The 19,661-nt window shown below is 59.2% G+C and carries 18 protein-coding genes; 11 read left to right on the top strand and 7 right to left on the bottom strand.

Annotated features, from left to right (window positions below):
- A partial coding sequence (locus EPN93_12735) for a hypothetical protein (protein ID TAL34053.1) occupies positions 1–438 on the bottom strand: 438 nt, incomplete at its 3' end.
- A 178-nt stretch (positions 439–616) separates the two neighbouring features.
- On the opposite strand from EPN93_12735, the gene EPN93_12730 reads away from it, so the two are divergent.
- The 4 genes from EPN93_12730 (at position 617) to add (ending at position 6,302) form a co-directional block, all read left to right on the top strand.
- Positions 617–1,792 carry an amino acid ABC transporter substrate-binding protein gene (locus EPN93_12730; GenBank protein TAL34052.1) on the top strand — a complete coding sequence of 392 codons (1,176 nt, stop codon included), beginning with the start codon at positions 617–619 and terminating at the stop codon, positions 1,790–1,792.
- Positions 1,793–1,794: 2 nt separating this feature from the next.
- A complete protein-coding gene (locus tag EPN93_12725) occupies positions 1,795–4,326 on the top strand; it encodes a PAS domain S-box protein (GenBank protein ID TAL34051.1) in 2,532 nt (843 codons plus the stop codon).
- A 161-nt stretch (positions 4,327–4,487) separates the two neighbouring features.
- Entirely contained in the window at positions 4,488–5,195 is a 708-nt protein-coding gene (locus EPN93_12720; protein ID TAL34050.1) for a DNA alkylation repair protein, read from the top strand.
- Between the two features lie 87 nt (positions 5,196–5,282).
- A complete protein-coding gene (gene add, locus EPN93_12715; protein ID TAL34049.1) occupies positions 5,283–6,302 on the top strand; it encodes an adenosine deaminase in 1,020 nt (339 codons plus the stop codon).
- Positions 6,303–6,322: 20 nt separating this feature from the next.
- On the opposite strand, the gene EPN93_12710 is transcribed toward add, so the two are convergent.
- Complete coding sequence (locus tag EPN93_12710) at positions 6,323–7,057, bottom strand: hypothetical protein (protein ID TAL34048.1); 735 nt, start codon at positions 7,055–7,057, stop codon at positions 6,323–6,325.
- Positions 7,005–7,781: a flagellin gene (locus tag EPN93_12705; GenBank protein ID TAL34047.1), complete on the bottom strand. Its 777-nt coding sequence runs from the start codon at positions 7,779–7,781 to the stop codon at positions 7,005–7,007. Before EPN93_12705 ends, EPN93_12710 begins: the two co-directional genes overlap by 53 nt.
- A gap of 222 nt (positions 7,782–8,003) precedes the next feature.
- Between EPN93_12705 and EPN93_12700 the strand changes: the two genes are divergently transcribed.
- Together EPN93_12700 and EPN93_12695 are read left to right on the top strand one after the other, a co-directional pair.
- Positions 8,004–8,282 (top strand): antitoxin, encoded by a 279-nt coding sequence (locus EPN93_12700; GenBank protein ID TAL34046.1) that lies wholly within the window; start codon positions 8,004–8,006, stop codon positions 8,280–8,282.
- Positions 8,266–8,664 (top strand): type II toxin-antitoxin system VapC family toxin, encoded by a 399-nt coding sequence (locus EPN93_12695; GenBank protein TAL34045.1) that lies wholly within the window; start codon positions 8,266–8,268, stop codon positions 8,662–8,664. Before EPN93_12700 ends, EPN93_12695 begins: the two co-directional genes overlap by 17 nt.
- Positions 8,665–8,739: 75 nt before the next feature.
- Here the strand turns inward: EPN93_12695 and EPN93_12690 are convergent, their stop codons facing one another.
- Positions 8,740–12,231 carry a DNA polymerase III subunit alpha gene (locus tag EPN93_12690; GenBank protein TAL34044.1) on the bottom strand — a complete coding sequence of 1,164 codons (3,492 nt, stop codon included), beginning with the start codon at positions 12,229–12,231 and terminating at the stop codon, positions 8,740–8,742.
- A 158-nt stretch (positions 12,232–12,389) separates the two neighbouring features.
- Positions 12,390–12,773 (bottom strand): hypothetical protein, encoded by a 384-nt coding sequence (locus tag EPN93_12685; protein ID TAL34043.1) that lies wholly within the window; start codon positions 12,771–12,773, stop codon positions 12,390–12,392.
- Positions 12,774–12,904: 131 nt separating this feature from the next.
- Between EPN93_12685 and EPN93_12680 the strand changes: the two genes are divergently transcribed.
- Together EPN93_12680 and EPN93_12675 are read left to right on the top strand one after the other, a co-directional pair.
- Complete coding sequence (locus EPN93_12680; GenBank protein TAL34042.1) at positions 12,905–13,897, top strand: hypothetical protein; 993 nt, start codon at positions 12,905–12,907, stop codon at positions 13,895–13,897.
- A gap of 238 nt (positions 13,898–14,135) precedes the next feature.
- Complete coding sequence (locus EPN93_12675) at positions 14,136–14,873, top strand: MBL fold metallo-hydrolase (protein ID TAL34041.1); 738 nt, start codon at positions 14,136–14,138, stop codon at positions 14,871–14,873.
- Here EPN93_12675 and EPN93_12670 read toward each other — a convergent pair.
- Positions 14,824–15,786 (bottom strand): 2-dehydropantoate 2-reductase, encoded by a 963-nt coding sequence (locus EPN93_12670; GenBank protein TAL34040.1) that lies wholly within the window; start codon positions 15,784–15,786, stop codon positions 14,824–14,826. The genes EPN93_12675 and EPN93_12670 overlap by 50 nt on opposite strands.
- Before the next feature lie 140 nt (positions 15,787–15,926).
- Positions 15,927–17,180 carry an MFS transporter gene (locus EPN93_12665; protein TAL34039.1) on the bottom strand — a complete coding sequence of 418 codons (1,254 nt, stop codon included), beginning with the start codon at positions 17,178–17,180 and terminating at the stop codon, positions 15,927–15,929.
- Positions 17,181–17,452: 272 nt separating this feature from the next.
- Here EPN93_12665 and EPN93_12660 point away from each other — a divergent pair, with 272 nt between their 5' ends.
- Genes EPN93_12660 through EPN93_12650 form a run of 3 tightly spaced genes read left to right on the top strand, consistent with a single transcriptional unit; the run spans position 17,453 to position 19,615 of the window.
- Complete coding sequence (locus EPN93_12660) at positions 17,453–18,334, top strand: CHAD domain-containing protein (GenBank protein TAL34038.1); 882 nt, start codon at positions 17,453–17,455, stop codon at positions 18,332–18,334.
- Positions 18,258–18,905 (top strand): HD domain-containing protein, encoded by a 648-nt coding sequence (locus EPN93_12655; protein ID TAL34037.1) that lies wholly within the window; start codon positions 18,258–18,260, stop codon positions 18,903–18,905. The genes EPN93_12660 and EPN93_12655 overlap by 77 nt, the downstream gene beginning before the upstream one ends.
- Positions 18,902–19,615 (top strand): YfcE family phosphodiesterase, encoded by a 714-nt coding sequence (locus EPN93_12650; protein TAL34036.1) that lies wholly within the window; start codon positions 18,902–18,904, stop codon positions 19,613–19,615. The genes EPN93_12655 and EPN93_12650 overlap by 4 nt, the downstream gene beginning before the upstream one ends.
- The last annotated feature ends 46 nt before the right edge of the window (positions 19,616–19,661 follow it).

Genomic DNA, 19,661 nt, shown 5'->3' with positions numbered 1-19,661 from the left:
TCTTGTAGGGTGGTTTTCGGTGTCCCCCCAGTAGAATTCCCAGCACAGAATGCCCCCTGCGCTCCTTTGGCCGATGGCATAATGGGGGAACCGAACATAATTATGCCTTCCGGCCGAATCGCACAGCAACTCGTGCAGGTAGCGCTTGGTCGCAATGGCTACCAGATACGAGACCGAGAACCGGCTCAACTTACGGAAATCCGACGCGAACTCATTCTCGTTCTTCCTGAAGCGAATCGGAAAACAATGCCACCTCTTCCAGGGATCACGGGGCTGATACCTCACCAGAGTAAACCCTCCCTGAAACCGATCAATATCGCGCAGAACGCGTTTCAGGAGCATGATGACGACAGCCTGGCGGCTTGTTTTGAGCTTTGCCGCAGCAAGGGCGATATTCACGAAGACGATGTGGCTCATGTTAATAGAAGTGCGAAGCATTCCGTATCCTCCGGGACAAGAGTGAGGGTCCAAAATGGATACGAATAGGGCATGGAAAATATGAACGGTTTTCTAGGCTGTGATCCGGGGCCATAAAACTAATTCACACCCCGGGGGGGCGCCCGTCCTGGGCGGGCTTTTTTTCTTGAAGTTACCCGCGCGGAGGACCATACTGAAAATGGCCCGTACCCGGGGCATGCCCCGGAACCGTTCGCCTTCACCGCGGGCGGGAGGCTCGATCGGTCTTCGGGGAACGGGAACGGAGGTGGACATGGGAAAAGCCGGGGCCGCATGGATTCTCCTGCCGCTGTGTGCGGGTCTCTGCATGCTCGCGTCGTGTTTGAAGGGGGAGAAAGTACGCATCGCGGTCATGACCAAGCTCGAGGCGGGTTCCACGGTGGGTACGAGCGAAATCAACGCCGCAAAATTGTTCATGGAGCAGCGCGGCGTCACCGGCATTGAAGTTGTCCCGGTTAACGACAACTGGGATCCCGAACGCTCCAGGGAGGCGCTCGAGGAGATACTGGCGCAGGGGATACGAATACTCATCACGAGCCATACCTCGACCTGCGCCCTCGCGATCATGGACCGGATCAACAGCGCGCCCATAATCACCTTCGTGACGGGCGCGACGACGGACCGGCTCTCGAAGAAGGATGACTTCATGTTCCGCAATGTCCTGGACGTCGCGCGCGAGCAGGAGCACATCGCGGGAGAGATCGACCGGATGCCCGGCGAATCGTTGCTCATCATCCGGGACACAATGAACTTTGGATATACGGAGCCCGCGCTCGGATACGTGAAGCAGTATCTGCGCACGCGAATCTGCGGCATAATGGAGGTAAGGGCGGATATGCTCGACCTTCCCGCCCTGCAGGCGCGGCTCGCGGGTGTGAGCTGCGACAAGGCCTACCTGTTAATCGGCGGATACCAGAGCCTTGCCGCGGGGGCGATCGCGCAGGCGGTGAAGCGCCGTTTCCCTGCGGCGCGCATCATGCTCACCCCGTGGGTTAAAAGCCCCCAGCTCGTGGAGGCGGGGGGGGACGCGCTCAGGGATTGCGTGCTGCCCTCCCATTATCCCCCGCGCGGTCAGAGCGCCTCCATCGCGCGTTACGTCGAAACCTTTCACGGACGCTTTGGTTACTCGCCCACCTTCATCAGCATCAACATGTACATCGCGCTCCAGATTCTCAGCCAGGCCATCGACGCGGGCCGCCGCACGCCGCAGGAGATTAAAAGCTTCATACTCGAGAAGAAGACGTTCCACACCGATTTCCTCGACGTGAGATTCGACGAGTACGGCGACGTCACGATCCCGCTCTACTTCGTGACCGATATCGCGAAGGAGTTTTAGGGGTGCGCTCCGTACGCATCAACTTCGCGCTCATGGAGGCGGCCACCCTGGCCGTCGTCATCGTTTTTTTCGTCATCGTGTTCATGACCCTCCAGGATGCCATACGCGACGACTATATCCGCAGCCATAAAACCGAGATCGACAGGATCGAGAAAATCGTCGAGGTGCTCATAGGGGGGCCCGCGCACGATCTCGAACATTTTGTAACGATGCCGGAAAGCGCGGGCACTGTCGCGATGATGCATGAATTCGATGATCTCTACGTCGTAGGGAACGACAGGAAAATCCAGCGGATCCTCATCAAGGGCGGGAGAAGCCTTATATTCCCCGGCTACGACCTTGCCGCGAGCGCGCCGGGGGCCTTCCTGGCCGGCGTGGCGGAAGGCCCGGTTTCCCGCTCGCCCATGTTCCGTGCCGTCGAGAACGGGGAGCTTTCGGTGTACCTTGTTCACAAGGGGGGCCAGGGGTGGCTCGTGGGAAGGGTAGGCCTGGACCAGTTCATGAACGACCTGAAAAGCATTGCGGTCTCCACGGAAAGCGTCATCGTGTTCGCGTCAAGGGACGGGTTCGTGCTTGCGGGGACGCGCGCCCCATTCCCGCTGCAGGTGCTCCCCGCGGAATCGAGCGGCGTCATGGACCTGGGGGAGACCGCGTACGCCTTTTACCGGAAAAATTTCGCCGCCATCGAAAACGACATCGTGATCTTCTCCCCCATGGCGGCCGCGTATGTCCTGATCCGCACAACCAAGCTCATCGCGTACCTGGCGCTCGTGGTGCTCGTGATCATCGTCGCCCTCAAGGTCTCATGGCAGAACGTGCTCATCATCCGGCCGCTCGGCGATTTCAGCGCCGCCATACGGAGGTGGAAGATCGAGGGAGGGCTTCCATCGATCCCCGAAAAGTTCCTGCGTTACCAGGAGATACGCGATCTCGAGTCCGCCTTCCGGCATTCGGCGGGTATCATCCGGGAATACGTGGACATGATCAACAGGAGCCGCGCGGCGCTCGAGGAGAGTGAGAAGAAGTACCGCTCCCTGGTCGAGGAGATGCGCGACGGGTTCTTCATGACCGACACGCGCGGCGTGATCACGTTCGCCAACGGCGCGCTCGCGAACATGTTCGGCCTGCCCGCGCCCGAGGACATGACGGGCAGGGGGTTCTCCCGGTTCTTCGACGAGACAGGCACGGAAGAGGCCGTGGCGCGCTTCGCGGCTTTCGTCGCGGGCGGCCTCGACACCGATTTCATGGCGGAGCTTCTGGGCCGCAGGCCCGACAACACGACCTTCTTCTTCGAGCTCAAAGCCTCGGCCGTGAACGCCGGCGGCGTAATGAAGGGAACGCGCGGTATCGCCCGCGACATCACCGAGCGCAAGATATCCGAGGACGCGCTGCGCAATGCCTACCTCGAGCTTGAAGCCGCAAACGAAGAACTCAACGCCACCAACGAGGAGCTCGCTGCCACGCTCGATGAGCTTACCCGCTCGCAGCAGGACCTGGAAAAAAATTACCGGGAGGTCCGGGAGAGCGAGTCGCGCTTCAGGGCGATCTTCGAGCATTCGCTGGACGCGATCAGCGTTTCGAAGGACGGGATCAACCGTTATGTGAATCCCGCGCACGTACGGCTCTTCGGATACGAGACCGCGGCGCAGATAGAAGGCCGCCCCGTGTTCGACATGATTCCCCCCTCGGAACACGCAAGGGTGCGCGAGGACATACGCAGGAGGGCAGGGGGTGAAACCGATTCCCTGAGCTACGAGTCGAAGGTGCTCCGGGCGGACGGTACCGAGCTCTTCGCGGAATTACACGTGGCCTCGTTCCCGCTCAACGGCGAGATGCATACGCTCGCCTTTATCCGCGACATCACCGGACGCAAGCGCGGGGAGGAGGCACTCCGCGCGTCCCTGGCCGAGAAGGAGACGCTCCTGAAGGAGCTCTATCACCGCACGAAGAACAACATGCAGGTCCTCATCTCCATGCTCGCGCTCCAGTCCGCGCGCGCCGCCGACGAATCCGTCTCCCGGGTGTTTCAGGAAACGGCGAACAGGATCAGCTCCATAGCGCTCGTGCACCAAAAGCTCTATCAGTCACAAAACCTTTCGCGCATAGACCTGAAGGATTATATCGAGGAGCTGGTCCCGCTCCTGATAAGCAGCTACGGCCTGGCCGGGGGCGCGGTGAACCAGGAATACGCCCTGGAGAGTGCGGACGTGCTTATCGACGCCGCGATTCCGTGCGGGCTCGTGTTGAACGAGCTCGTGTCGAACACGCTCAAGTACGCATTTCCCGACGGCGCGCGGGGGACGCTGGGCGTATCGCTGCGGCGGCTTCCCGGCGGGGAGATCGAGATCGGGTTCGCGGACGACGGCGTGGGCATGCCCCCAGGTTTCGATTTCGCGCACGTGAAGACGCTCGGGATCGCTATGATCACCACCATCGTGCGGCACCAGATGCAGGGCTCCATCGAGTTTCCCGAACATGACGGTTTCAGGTGTGTAATCCGGTTCAACCCGGAGCTCTATTCGGAAAGGATATAGGGGGCCGATACGCGGGCGTGCGATACACGCGCGGCCGCCGTCGGTCGCGCCGTCCGCTCGCGCACCGAATTCGCGTTAGGCGGAATCATGAGCTTTATTAAATCAGACGCGTATAAAATGCCGGACCCGGTTTCCGGATACTATGTGGAGAAGGAGCTGTCATGAACCCTGTCATTCTGAATATTCGCAAGGAATTGAAACTGCTGGCCGACGAAAAAACCCGCGAGAGCGGGAAGCGCTTTTTCAAGGAAGACGTCACGCTCTACGGGGTGAAGACCGCCGATGTCACCCGGATCGCCCGGGGCTATTTCAAGGAAATCAAGGGGAAGGGAAAGGAGGAGATATTCGGCATGTGCGATGCGCTGTGGCAGTCGGGCGCCATGGAGGAATCGTTCATCGCCTGCGACTGGGCGTATGCGCTCCGGAAGGACTACGAGCCGCGTGATTTCAAGGTGTTCGAGAAATGGGTGAAAGAGCACGTGGACAACTGGGCCTCCTGCGATACGCTCTGCAATCACACCGTGGGCGCCTTCGTGGAAAAATACCCGGCGTATGTTTCCAATTTAAAAAAATGGGCGCGCTCGAAAAACCGCTGGATGCGTCGGGCGGCGGCGGTCTCCCTCATCATCCCCGCGCGCCGGGGAATGTTCCTCGGTGACATCTTCGAGATCGCCGATATTCTCCTGGCGGACGGGGACGACCTGGTGCAGAAGGGGTACGGCTGGATGCTCAAGGCCGCGAGCCAGGCGCATCTTAATCCCGTCCACGAATACGTCATGAAAAACAAGGCGGCGATGCCGCGGACGGCGCTGCGCTACGCGATCGAGAAGATGCCGGAGAAATTAAAGAAGAGCGCCATGGCAAAGTGAGGGCCGCGTTCCGCGGGCCCGGATTTACGATTTTGGTCATTGTTGGGATCGTGGATTCGAATACTGCGGGTCAGGGGAAAATACGAGATGGATATTTATGATCGCGTCCCGAAAATCGAGCTTCACGTCCACCTTGAGGGGGCAATCCCCGCCGGGACGATGTGGTCGCTGATCAATAAATACGGGGGCGATCCCTCGGTCGGCTCGCTCGATGATCTCAGGCGCAGGTTCGTCTACAGGGACTTTGCGGGCTTCATAGACACCTGGACATGGAAAAACGGGTTCTTAAGGGAATACGAGGACTTCACGCTCATCGCCGCAGACGTGGCTCGCGCGTTCGCATCGCAGAATATCCGCTACGCGGAGATGTTCGTCTCGCCTTCTCTATTCCGAAAATCAGGCCTGCGCCCTCAGGAGATCATCCACGCAATCCATCGCGGTCTCCGCCAGGCTAACGACGTACGAATTCAACTCGTGGTCGATCTCGTCCGTGATTACGGGCCCGAGCGTGAGATCACGACCCTGTACGAGATTAACGAGGTGAAGCACCTGGGGATTTTGGGGATAGGGATAGGCGGCTCGGAACACGAATATCCGCCGGAGCCCTTCAGCGGGTTGTACGAGAGGGCAAGGAAATTAGGATTTCGTACGGACGTCCATGCAGGGGAGGCTGCCGGTCCGGGAAGCGTCTGGGGCGCGATCAGGTCGCTTCACCCGGACCGGATAGGTCATGCGACCAGCGCGGCTCGCGACCCCGCCCTGCTGCGCCATTGCGCGGAACACGCCATCGCCCTGGAGCTGTGTCCCCTGTCGAACGTGAGGACCGGAGCCGTCGGGTCGCATCGGGAATACCCGCTCTTGGTCTTCATGGAATACGGCACACACTTTTCGATAAACACCGATGATCCCGCGATGTTCGGAAACCTGCTCGCGGATGAATACCGGATGATCGAGCAAAGCTTCGGGATTTCACGCAGGGGAATATGCGATATCATTCTGAACTCAGTCAGGACGGCCTGGATGGATGAAGCCGAACAAAAAGAACTTGTGGAAGTATTTTCCGCGGAGATAGACGCCCTTATGAATGTGGATGCGTCAGGAGGCTGACGCTGAACGCCCCGGCCGCGCTACTTGAGCGCGGCGAGCGATTGCTGGAGGTGCTCGATGAAGCCAAGGCGGATGAAGAACGCCCTGAGGCGCGCCCGCTCCGTGGCGAGACGGCTTATGTGCTCGTCCATGACGCCGATGGTCCGGTTGGCCGATTCGCCGGTGGCGACACTCGCGTAGATTCGCGAGTAGTCCTCCTTCGCGGGATTGATGCCAAGGTCGTCGAGGGTGACGTGCGGCATCTCGACCGAAAGGGTCTGGGCGCCCACGGGAACGTCCAGCGACTTTTTCCATCCGGATGCGCGGCTGTTGAACAGAGGCGTCCCCTTCCACGCGGCGGTGTTCCATATCCGGACGAATTCCTTGAAAAGCTCTTTGCATTCAAGCTCCATGAGCTCCCGGTCAGTCGCGGAGTAGGTCCCGTTTGAGGCGCGGACGGCGAGCGCGCGAATCTTCTGGAAGATGTCCGTCATGACCGAGAGATGGATGTCGGCGGCCTTGAGGACGGCGCGCGATTCGGCGACGGGCTGCGCGGCTCCCTGGGGATTCCCGCGTTCGGGAAGCGCGAGGAGTCCCGCGCAAAGCATCATCGTGATCATGGCCGTCGATTTTATGTTCGTCCGCATTGTTTTCCTCCGTTTCCGCTTCGTCCGTGGACCGCGCATCGTGATGCGCCCGTATGCGAATCGGCCCCCCGCGCCGCTACTTGTCCAACTTGAGATACTTGATGGTCTCCATGAGCTCCGCGGCCGCATCGTGATCGAGTTTCGCGTCGCCGGATTTGAGAATCGCGTTCATGGAGCGCATGACCTCCTGCGAGGTCACCTTGAGCCGCTCGGAGTAGCCGAGCATGTCGGCGCGCTGCTTGGCGATGCTCTGGAGCGCGCTATCCATCACGCCTATGCTCTGGTTCGCGCCCGAGGGCGTCGAGACGCTTGCCGTGATCCTGCCCGAATTGTCCTTGAGGTGCAGGGAGCGCGCGGTCATGGTGCCGATATAGATACGCTCGCGCTGGTTCATGTTGGGCCCCACGTGCAGCCACATGGAGGCGTAGGGATTGTTTTTCGAGAAGGAGCCGGTGAGGAGCTTGAAGCGATTGAACTCGGCCTGTGACGCGATGCGGTCCACCTCGTCGATGAGCGCGGAAACCTCGACCTGGAAATGCTGGCGGTCGGTGTTGGTGAATGTGCCGTTCGCGCCCTTCACGGCCAGTGCGCGGATCTTCTGGATCGCGTCCTCGGTCGTTGAGAGGTAGCTGTCGGTCCTCGTGACCAGGCCTATGCCCTTGCGGATGTTTTCCAGCGCCTCCTTGAGGCCATAAAGCTGGGAGGTCATCTTCGCGGAGACCGAGAGGTCGACGGAGTCTGAGGAAGCCTTCGCGGGCTCCGGCGCGTCCTTTTTGTCGGGCTTAATGCTTTTTGCCGGTTCGGTTTTGGTTTCCGCAAAGCGTGCGAGGCTGCTGAAATCGGTGATGATCATTACGGGTGCCCTCTTTTGTCTGTTTGATTAATTAATCGGACGGGAGGGATGGAAATGAGAATTATTTATTTTATGTTTTAGCTGGAATGAGCCCTTTGAGCACGTGTTCATTCCGCACATGCCTTTCCCGGGGATTGGTGATGGAACTTTTGGTTCAAAACTCATGAATTATGCTTGATTTTTCATGAATACCCGGTACATTGATACAATCGAGGTATATGTATGGCAATTCTGCAAGTCAGGGATATCGATGATCGATTATACGCGTCTTTAAAAACCATCGCGAAGAGCGAAAACAGATCGATCAGCCAGGAAGTCATTTCCATTATTGAAAAATACTTATCGAACCCCATGGTGTATAAAAATAATCCCACTAAGGAGTTTATCGCACTTTCCGGATCGTGGGACGATGAACGAAACGCCGATGCAATAATCGATTCCATCAATAAATCCCGCACGGGAACCAAACGGTTTAATGCAAAAGATGTCATATTTGATTGATACCAACATCATCATATACAGCATAAAAGGAAATTCCATTGTTCACGATAATTTCCTGAAAAATGAGAAAATTCCCAAGGCTATTTCCGTCATCACCTATGGAGAACTATTATTTGGAGCAAGGAAATCGAGGAACGTAGAAAAGAACAGTGCCATTGTGTATCGAATAAAAGAGCTATTCCCCATCATAGACATAGATAAAGCCGTGATTGAAACATTCAGCGAATTGAAAGTGAATTCACATAAAACCGGTTCAATCATCGATGATTTCGATCTCTTGATCGCCTCGACAGCCCTTACCACTAACTCGATCCTGGTCACCAATAACGAGAAACACTTTGCCAGGATCAAAGGATTGAAAATCGAAAACTGGACGAAATAAGGAGGGGCGGTTCTGGAGGTAGCAGCGCGTTTAGAAGTTGGTTTCTTATATTTTAGTGAATATATCAGCCACCCCCTAGCACCCCCTCGTCGCGTACCTGATCGCCTCTTCCCCCACGAGACTTCCGAGCTCCGCGATGAGCTGGTCGGAGGGCGTAATGTTGTAGCTCTGGTGGGCCTTCACGATCTTCTCGTCGCCCCGGAGCTCGCGGATGTGAAAGTACACGGGACAGGTCCCCTTGTTCTTTTCCATGACCGCGCGGATGCGCGCGAGCGTCTCATCGTCGAAGCCCACCTGCTCCAGGCGGATATGAATTGAGGCGATGTGCTCGCGGCGCAGGTCCTTGAGCGTCTTTACGTCATTGGCGATGATCTTGCGCGGCGCCCCCTCGTCGTACTCGACCTGTCCGCGCACGAGGAGCGGGGTGTCAGTCGCGAGGAGCTTCTCGAACTTGCCGAAGGTGTCGGGGAAGAAGAGCGCCTCGATGCTTCCCTCCATGTCCTCGAGCATGCCCACGGCGAATCGGCGCCCGTTCTTCGACATGCGCACCTTTAAATTCGCGACAATGCCCACGACGGAGACGTCGCCCTGCGGGCGGCGCTCCGCGAGCTCGGCGATGGGCGTACAGGCGAAGGTCTTGATCTCCTTCTCGAATTTCGCGAGCGGGTGGCCGGAGACGTAGAGCCCCAGCACCTCCTTCTCGCGCGCGAGCTTCTCGTTGTCGTGCCAGAACTTCACGTCGGGAAGGTCGAGCATGTCCGTGCCGGGCGTCGCGGCGTCGGCGGGTCCCCCGAAGAGGTTCCCCTGTCCGGAGGCGCGGTCCTCCTGGAGGCGCCGCGCGCTGTCGAGCAGGAGGTCCACCGAGACCAGGAGCTGCGCGCGGTTCCTGTGCAGCGAATCGAAGGCCCCGGCCTTGATGAGCGATTCGAGCACGCCCTTGTTCACGGTGAGGATGTCGGCGTGCTCCAGGAAATCGCGCAGTTGCGCGAACCCGCCGGTGGCCGTGCGCGCCTCGATGATCGCCTCGATCGCCTTCTCGCCCAGGCCCTTTATGGCCGAGAGCCCGAACCGGATGGAGGTTCCCTCGATCGAGAAGTCCTTCTCGCTGTGATTGATGTCGGGCGGGAGCACCGCGATGCCGTTCGCGCGGCAGTCGTTCGTGTACTTGATCACATCGTCCTGGTTGTCGGCGATGCAGGAGAGGAGGGCGCACATGTACTCGGGCGTATAATGCGCCTTCAGGTACGCCGTCTGGTACGAGACGAGCGCGTACGCCGCGGAGTGGGACTTGTTGAAACCGTAGCCGCCGAACTTGATGATGAGGTCGTAGATGCTCTTCGCGAGCTTCGGGGCGTAATGCTTTCCCTTCGCGCCGTTCAGGAACTTTTCCTCGAGCTGGTACATGATCTCAGGGTTCTTCTTGCCCATGGCCTTGCGCAGCTTGTCCGCCTCGGGGAGCGAGAAGCCTCCCATGACCTGTGAGATGAGCATCACCTGCTCCTGGTAGATGATGACGCCCACGGTGTCACGGAGCACCGGCTCGAGCGAGGGGTGCGGGTATTCCACCTCCACGGGGTTGCGCTTGCGGGTGATGTAGTCGTCCACCATGCCGGATTCGAGCGGCCCCGGCCGGTAGAGCGCGTTCACCGCAATGATGTCCTCGAACGCGGTAGGGCCCAGCTTTCGTAAAATGTTCCGCATGCCGCCGCTTTCAAGCTGGAACACGCCCATGGTGTTCGCCCGTTGCAGCAGGCCGAAGGTTTCCTTGTCGTCCAGGGGGATGGCGTCGATATCGACCGTTTCCGCGCGGTGCCTCTTGATGAGCTTCAGGCAATGATCTATAATCGTGAGGTTCTTGAGCCCCAGGAAGTCCATCTTCACCAGTCCCGCGGCCTCGAGCGCGAACTTGTCGTACTGGGACGATACGCTCCCGTCCTTCGTGTCCTTGTAGAGCGGCACGTATTCGGTGAGCGGCTCGCGCGAGATCACCACGCCCGCGGCGTGCTTGCCGGCGGAGCGCACGAGCCCCTCGAGCGTGAGGGAGATGTCGATGAGCATCTTCCCCTTCTGGCCGGACTCCGCGATCTTCTTGAGCTCCGCGGAGGCGTGCAGCGCCTTGTCGAGCGAGTCCTCCGTGATGAGCTTCGAGATCTCGTTTGCCTCGGCGAAGGGAATGTTGAGCACCCGCGCGACGTCCTTCACGACGGCCTTCGCCTTCATCTTGTTGTAGGTGATGATCTGGCTCACGTGGTCGGCGCCGTACTTCTCCTTCACGTAATCGATCACCTCCTCGCGGCGGTTCGCGCAGAAGTCGATGTCCATGTCGGGCATCTCGTTGCGGTCCGGGTTCAGGAAGCGCTCGAAGAGAAGATTGTACCTGAGCGGGTCAAGGTTCGTGATGCCCAGGCAGTAGGAGACCATGGAGCCCGCGGCGGAGCCGCGGCCCGGTCCCACGGGGATGTCCTTGCTCCGCGCGTACTTGATGAAGTCCCATACGATCAGGAAATAGCCCGAGAACTTCATGTGCGTGATGACCCCGAGCTCGTACTCGATGCGCGTGAGCACCTCCTCCGGGACTTGCGCGCCGAACCGCGCCGCCGCGCCCTCCATCACGAGGCTGCGGAGGTACGAGTCCAGGTTGAAGCCAGGGGGCACCTTGAAGTTCGGGAGTATCGGGTTGTTGAGGTCGAGCTCGCAGTCCACCATGTCGTAGATGCGGTAGGTATTGGCGAGCGCGTCGGGATAGTCCTTGAAGAGCGCGAACATCTCCTCGGGCGTCTTGAAGTAGAACTGGTCGGCGGAGAAGCGCATCCGTCCCTCGTCCTCGAGGGTCTTGCCCGTCTGGATGCATAGCAGCACCTCGTGCGAAAAGGAATGCTCCTTCTTCAAATAGTGGCAGTCGTTCGTCGCGATGAGGGGGATGTCCAGTTGCTCCGAAAGCTGTATCAGACCCCTGTTCGCCGTTTTCTGCTCCTCCATACCGTGGTCCTGGAGTTCCAGGAAAAAATTCCCCCGGCCGAAAAGCTCGTTGAAGCGCCCTGCAGCCTGGGCCGCCTCCTTCATTTTTCCCTGGATCACGAGCGACGGCACCTCCCCGCCGATACAGGCGGTGGAGCAGATGAGCCCCTCGGCGTGCTGCGCGAGATACTCGAGGTCGATGCGGGGCTTGTAGTAGAAGCCCTCCAGGAATCCCTCGGACGAGAGCTTGAGGAGGTTCTTGTAGCCCTTCAGGTTCTTCGCGAGGAGGATCAGGTGGTGCGCGGTTTCCTTGCCGTTCTGTCCCGCGCGTCCCTCGCCGCGTTCCCTGCGCGACCGCGGCGCGACGTAGAACTCCTGGCCCATGATGGGCTTGATGCCCTTCTTGCGCGCCTTCTGGTAGAACTCGATCATGCCGAACATGTTCCCGTGGTCGGTGAGCGCGACACCGGGCATCCCCAGCTCCTCCGCGCGCGCGATGAGACGGTCGACGGTTATGGAGCCGTCCAGTATGGAATAGTCCGAGTGATTGTGCAGGTGTATGAACTTCATGGCGGATACGACGATATCAATGAAATCAGGACGGGACATAATTTCAAGACAAAATTAATAAAAAATTAAGGGGCGGGGGGCCGATACGTTATCGGCCGAATTCGGGTTTTGTGGCCGAAATAACGCCTTTATCTCATCATCTCTTCCATCCCCCTCTCTCCCATGTAAAGCGCCTAGGGGACTGGCTCCCTTCGCAATTAATCCGGTATCCGCACAAACTCCACCCGGTCCGCATCGATATCCTTGAAATAGCGGCCCTTGCCGCGCAGGACAAGCTTCGTTCCATTAAATGATTCGATTATAAAGACCTCGCTCAACGGCGTGTTGCTCGCTGTAGAATCCAGGGTCACCGTGAGCGTATTCCCTTTCACCGCGAAGCTTCCCGTCCCCGTCCACACGACCATGTCGCCTCCCAGGATCATGCGCTTTTCCGCCGCGCCGCTGAACTGGAATTCGTAGATATAGGCGTACGCGCTTCCCGCGACGGCCCATTTCCCCATGAGATCGTCGGCAGTGAAGGCGTATCCGTGCGCCGCGAGGAAGATGAGCGCCGGCAGCACGAATGACCCCTTGAATTTCATGCACACTCCTATGAGCCATTTTTCGAAGATCCGCACGGGGAATCGCATTTTCGTGGTTGCCCGCGCCCGCTTCGTATGGTATATTTCAGGACTTCCTTTGTGCAAATCAAAAATCAAAAAGGCGGCTACCCATGAGTAGGACCGGATATCTGAAACGCCTCTATAATCCCGCGATCTTTCAGGGCGACCTTTCGCGCGAGGGCTATTTCGAGGGATGGTACTTCAAGCACGTGTCGCACGATGCCTCCGAGGTGATGTCCTTCATCCCGGGCGTCTCGCTCGCCGACGAGAAAATGGCCTTCGTGCAGTTCATCGACGGGAAGCGCGGGAAGACCACCTTTTACAAGTACCCGATAGGCGAATTTTCCGCCGACCCGGAGCGCTTCGAGCTTCGCGTGGGTCCCAACCGGTTCTCGGAACGCGGGATCGAGCTCGACCTGGAGGGGGAGGGCGCGCCCATAAAGGGACGCTTCGAATACGGCCACTTCACGCGTTACCCGCGATCGCTCCTGGCCCCGGGCATCATGGGCTGGTACTCCTATATCCCCGTCATGGAGTGCTACCACGGCGTCGTCTCGGTCACGCACGCGGCGCGCGGCGCGGTGAGCGTGAACGGGAAAAACTATGATTTCGGCGAGGGGAGGGGCTACATTGAGAAGGACTGGGGCGTCTCCTTCCCGGAGCGCTGGATCTGGATGCAGGCGAACTCGTTTTCCGGGAGCGACGCCTCGGTCATGCTCTCGGTCGCGAAGATCCCCTGGAGGGGGCGCTTCTTTTCCGGCTTTCTCTGCTTCCTGTACGCGGGCGGGGAATTCTACCGCTTCATGACCTACAACCGGTCCCGCATCGAGGCGCTCCGCGTCGACGGGGGCATTTTACGCGCGTGCCTCGCGAACGCGCGTTATGCGATATCCATCGAGGTGAAGGCGGAGGGCCACGGAAAGCTCCTCGCGCCCAAAACCGGCAGGATGGAGCGCATCATCAAGGAGAGCATCGACGCCACCGCCTCTGTGGAGCTGCGCGACCGCGCGGGGACGCTCGTCTTCCGCGGCGAGTCGCCGCGCGCGGGGTTCGAGGACGTGGGCGACATGGCGGGTCTCTGGGAGGCGGAGGGGGGCCGATAAGCAGCCGGCGGCTTCCGGGCGCTCATCGCGCGACGCGAATCATGGAAGAAGAATGTGCACTATGAGCGCGCCTCTTATGCGGAGAGGTGGGGATTAAAGAGATGGAAGAGATGAACAAAACGAAGGCGCGGAAACGTTTCCGCGCCTTCGTTTTGTCCGCTTGCCTTTCCCCGCGTGAATGAATAAATTTTTAACCAGGAAAGCGCTCGCTTCCCGAACATTCCGTGGAGGTCATCTCATGATTAAAATCGTGTTGCCGCTCATGCTCATCGTATTTGCCGCCGCGTGGTCCGCCTGCGCGAAGGACAGGTTCGAGTCCGATACCTTTCCCGCGCCGGAGGGCGACCTGAAAATCGCCTTCATAGGACACGGGAGCCTTCTCTTCTCGTTCAATGGAAAAAATGTTTATGTCGATCCCTTCGGCAAGCTCGCGGATTTTGGCGCCCTCCCGAGGGCGGACCTCGTGCTTATAACACACGAGCATGGCGATCACATGGACAAGGAGGCGATCGCGAAGCTGCGCACGAAGGACACGGCGATCCTGCTCACGGAGGCGTGCGCGAAGGAGGTGCAGGGCGGCACCGTGATGAAGAACGGCGACACGAAGACGGTCGGGGATTTCAAGGTCGAGGCGGTCCCCGCTTACAACCTGGTCCACATGCGGTCGGCGGGCGTGCCCTTTCACCCGAAGGGCGCCGGTAACGGATACGTGATCACGTTCGGCAAAAAGCGCGTCTACGTCGCGGGGGACACCGAGAATATCCCCGAGATGAAGGCGCTCGCGGGCGTCGATATCGCCTTCATCCCCATGAACCTCCCGTACACGATGACCCCCGAGATGGCCGCCGATGCGGCACTCATGCTGAAACCGGGGATCCTTTATCCCTACCACTACGGAGAGACGGATGTCTCGAGGCTTCTGGCCCTCATGAAGGACCGCAAGGGTACCGAGGTGCGGGTGAGGAAGATGCAGTAGGGATCCCTTCGAGCGTACGGATCATTTTATAAAGAATTTCGTTCACCGGCGTGGGTACGCCGAGTTCCCTGCCCAGGGCCATCACCGCGCCGGAAAAAATCTCCACCTCGGTCTTCCTTCCCGCCTCGACGTCCTGCAGCATCGAAGTTTTTCCCTGCGGTGATAGCGTGCGGAGAATATCAAGCTGTTTCGCGATGTCGGCGGCAGCAAGGTTGACCCCCTTTTTGTGCGCGATCGCCAGGACCTCCATGGACGCCATCCGGAGCAGCTCCTGCGCCTCCGCCGAAGAATGGAATACCCCGTACGGGGCCCTGAGGATCGCCGAAACCTGGTTGATTCCCACGTTCATCATGAACTTCCACCACTGCTCGCGCACGATATCGTCCGGAACGGTGTGCGCGATGCCCGTGCGGTCGAACAAGTCCTTTACGGATTCGATTTTCGAATTGGGACCGATAAGCCTGTCCGCCCCGAAGACGATCTTCCCCGAATTCGTAAAGCTGACACGGGTGCCTTCCCGCAGCGAATCCGTACCGAGTACGAACGCCCTGAGAATCTTATCCATGCCGTACGCACGACCGATAATCTCCTCGCTCGAGATGCCGTTGAGAAGAGAAAGAATGATCGTATCCGTCCCGATGAAATTTTTTATCGCGCGAATTGATTCGTCGAGGTTGTGCTGCTTGACCGCGATCAGGATGAGATCGGCGGGAGGGTTGTCCGAGGCCGGAAGAATGAAGTTGAACCCGTACTCCTTCCCGTTTATCGTGATGCGGTCTCGCGTATAACGGCTGATCCTGTCCTCGTCGGCAATCACGGAAAGTTGCGCGCTCCCCGTGTCATGGATCATCGACGCGTAGACGCATCCCACGGCGCCCAGGCCCGACAGGTACACCCTTTCGATCTTTTTCATCTTCCCCTCCGTGGACCGACGGCACGATTCGCCGGTTGAAATATCTGCGCCCGAGGCCGTTCTCCGCCCTGATGGGCGTCTGTTCGAAGATCTTCACGGTCGAAGGGAAAACCGTTCCGTCGGCAAGACCGTCAGGGGGATTACTGTTTCCAGTCCCCTCTCAGTACGATCGAACCGCCCGCGCCCATCACCAGCGCGACAGCACCGGCGATTACGAATGCGAGTGAAAACGAGCTCATCGCGTCCGCGATCGCGCCGGCGAACCAGGGCCCCATGGCCTGCCCGATCCCGAACACGATCGTCATGAGGCCCAGCGCCGCCGGGGCGAGCCGCGGACCGAACGCGTCACCGGCGATTGCGGCCATGAGCGCGGGAACGCTCCAGGCGGTGAGGGCGAACAGGGCGGAGGAGACGTAGACCGCCGCAAGGTCATGGCCGAGTCCCAACACGGCGAATGAAATCCCCTGCAGGGTGAACACGCACACCAGCGCGAAGCGCCTTCCGAAGCGGTCCGATATTCCTCCCCAGACGAAGCCGCTGGCGAGCGACACGATGCCGATCTTCATCCAGAGCGCGCCCGCGCCGGCCGCGGTGAACGCGCCCTCCCGCACAAGGTGCCTGATAAAGAATGTCGAATAGATGATATAGGAAAATCCGAACGCAAAGTAAATGGCTGAAAGCTGCCAGAGCCTGCGCGACCTGTACACGAGTCCCCAGTTCATGGCCGCGGTGCCGCGCACGTCGCCGCGTTTCGCGGTTTCCGATTCGCGTTCACCGAGCGGGGCGAGCCCCATCTCCGAGGGCCGGTTGCGGAGAAAGACGGTGCATAACCCGCACGCGACAAGCCCCAGGGCCCCGAGCACGTACCAACTGACGCGCCAGCCGTCCGCCCCGTATGCGCTCACGATCGCCGGCACGAGCGGGCCGGTCACGATGAGGGCGAAGCTCGAGCCCGCGACGCCGATCCCGGCCGCAAGTCCGCGCCTGCGCACCCCGAACCACGCGGAGACCAGGCCCATGGCGGGAACGTTCGCGCCCGCGCCGCCCACGCCCGCAAGGAAGCGGCCGGCGCAGGCCGCGCCGAACGAGGGGACGATTCCCGTCAGGATCATCGCAAGGCTCACCACGAGCAGGGAGATCGAGATGACGACGCGGGGGCCGTAACGCGTGGCAAGCATCCCGGCGAAGACGACCGTGAGAAGGTAACCGAGAAGGTTGAGCGTCTGGAGCTCGCCGGTCTGCGTGTTCGTCAGATCGAGCGCTTCCTGCATGGCGGGCAGGATGCTCGTGTAGCCGAATCGCGCGAGTCCCAGCGCGGTGAAGACCGCGCACACGATGAGCGCGAGCACGATGATGCCGTAATGCGGTGCAGAGACGCGTGTAGTATTTACCATGAAATCGAGTCCGGAAACGTGTTAATCGGCTGCGTGCACGGGTACGTTTGTCAGCCTTGCAGAATTGTGCATCCCTGTATATCAAACGACGTGTCGCACGACAAGATATTTTTTCCTCGGACAGATATCGGCGGCCATGCCAGGGAATTCTCTCAAGCCTGTCAGGTATAATAGGGACCGGTAATGAAAATATAAATTATCCTTGAATGGCGGACCGCGCCCATGTATTCTATTAATCGACGCGAAATAAATTTCATCGAGGACCCGGGCCGATGCACCCGATCATAAAAGACTCTCTCCAGGAACGCTATGAGACCTTCTGCGCGGAGCTCGCGAAGTGCCGCCATCACCCTTCGCTTGAGGGCGTGCATGACCTGCGCGTCTCGATCCGGCGCCTTAACGCCGTCCTCGTAAAAATTGAGCAGTTCGACCCCACGATCATGGTCAACGAGTGCGCGCGGGAGCTCAAGCTCCTCATGAAGCCGCTGGGGAAGCTGCGCGACGTTCACGTCCAGGTGGAATGGATCGAAAAAATCTTTTCATTAATCGGCCCCGGCCTCAACGAGTACCTGAAGCGCCTGTGGTCCAGGGAAAAGCGTTTACAGAAAAAAATAATCGCTTTGACCGCCCGGTACAGCCCTGTTGCCTGCGCAGCGCTCCACGGTCGCATCCTTGCCCTTCCGGCGACCTACGATGAAGCGCGATTCACCGAAATATCGGGCACCCTCCTTTCCGGGCTCTACGGCGAGCTGACCGGGATGAAGGAAGGCGCGTCCGCCGCAAACAATGCCGCCCATCTCCACTGCATGCGTATTTCCGTGAAAAAATATCGGTACACCGTCGAAATTCTCCGGCCGATCCTGGGAGACGGCGCCGCCCGGCTGCTGAAAAGAATACATGCGATGCAGACCCTCCTGGGCGATATTCACGATTTCGATGTTCTCATTGAAATACTTGCGCGTTTCTCGCGACGAAAGAAGCGAACGAAATACGAAGTCTCCAACATCAGGAACTCCCTCCGGAAGCTCCGGAAACTTCGGAGGGAAATGAACGCGCGGTTTTTGAGCATCCTGGACGATGAGCTCGCGGCGATCGCTCCGGATAAATTTATCGAAGGTACGGCCAATGAGCGCGATGGACAGGCACAGGGTTGAAAACGCCCGGCGTCTCATGAAGCTCCTGGATCGGGACCCGCTTCATGCCGAACAGGTGCGCTTTATCGCCCTGCGGCTCTTCGACGGACTTAAAAAACTTCATGGATTGGGTGAGGAATACCGGGACTGCCTGGAGGCCGCTTCGCTCCTTCACGATATCGGGTATTCCAGGGGGTCGGCCGGGCATCACAAACACTCCGCGCTGCTCATCGTGGACCGGGGTATCGACGGATTCAACCGCAGGGAGCTCAGGATCGTCGCGTTCACCGCGCGCTATCATCGCAAGGGCGGACCCAAAAAATCCCACGCGGACTTCGCCGCCCTGCCCCGCGCCGATCGGACGGTGATCGGGAAACTGAGCGCGATGCTGCAGATCGCCGACGGACTCGACAGGAGCCACCGGTCCGTCATAAGGGACCTCACGGCATCGATAAATAAATCTTCTGTACACCTCGACCTTATCGCATCAACCCCCGTCGACGTCGAAATCGGCGGCATGGCGAAGAAGTCGGGCCTCTTCGAGGAAGTGTTCGGGAAAACGATTCTGACCGGGGTCAGCGGGCTGCCATGATCATCGCCTGCATATCGGACATACATGGGAATGCCGTGGCCCTCGATGCGGTTCTCCGGGATATTGATGGCCGGGGTATTCGGAAAATTCTCTGCGCCGGGGACCTGCTGGGATTCGGCCCCTTCCCCAACGAGACCGTCGCCCTCGTGCGCGAGAGGGGCATCCCTACGGTGATGGGCAACTACGATGCGAAGGTGCTCAAGTTTCCGCGGAAAAAGGCCGCGTACAAAAGAAAAAAACGTACCGAGAGTTACCAGTCGTTCAAATGGACATACAAACACCTGACTGAAGAAAACCGTGAATTTGTTTCCTCCCTTCCTTTCTCATACGAAGAAACAATCGACGGCGTAGCCGTCCTGATGGCGCACGGCAGCATGAGGAGCTACAAGGATTACATTCCTGAAGCCACGACCGCCCGGGAGCTTGCCGGTTTGCTCATGGATCGCGTACCCGACCTTTTCATCACCGGGCATACGCACGTTCCCTTTTTCGTGGACAGGGGATCGATCCATGTCGCGGGCTGCGGCAGCGCCGGAAAGCCCGTGGAGGGATCCCCCGATGTATCCTATGTGATCGTCAGCGACGGCGGGGGGCTTTCAGGCGAGATCGTAAGGGTCGCCTATGACGTGGAAAGGCTTTACGCGGCAGTAATCGACAGCGGCCTTCCGCCGGTTTTCGCGGAGCAGTTTCTGCATGGGATAGGACACTGATAATCGGTTGTCTTTGATAAAGGCATCATGCATCCGGAGACATAAG

Source organism: Spirochaetota bacterium (assembly GCA_004297825.1).
GTDB lineage: Bacteria > Spirochaetota > UBA4802 > UBA4802 > UBA5368 > FW300-bin19.
This window is presented reverse-complemented; position numbering and strand designations above follow the sequence as displayed.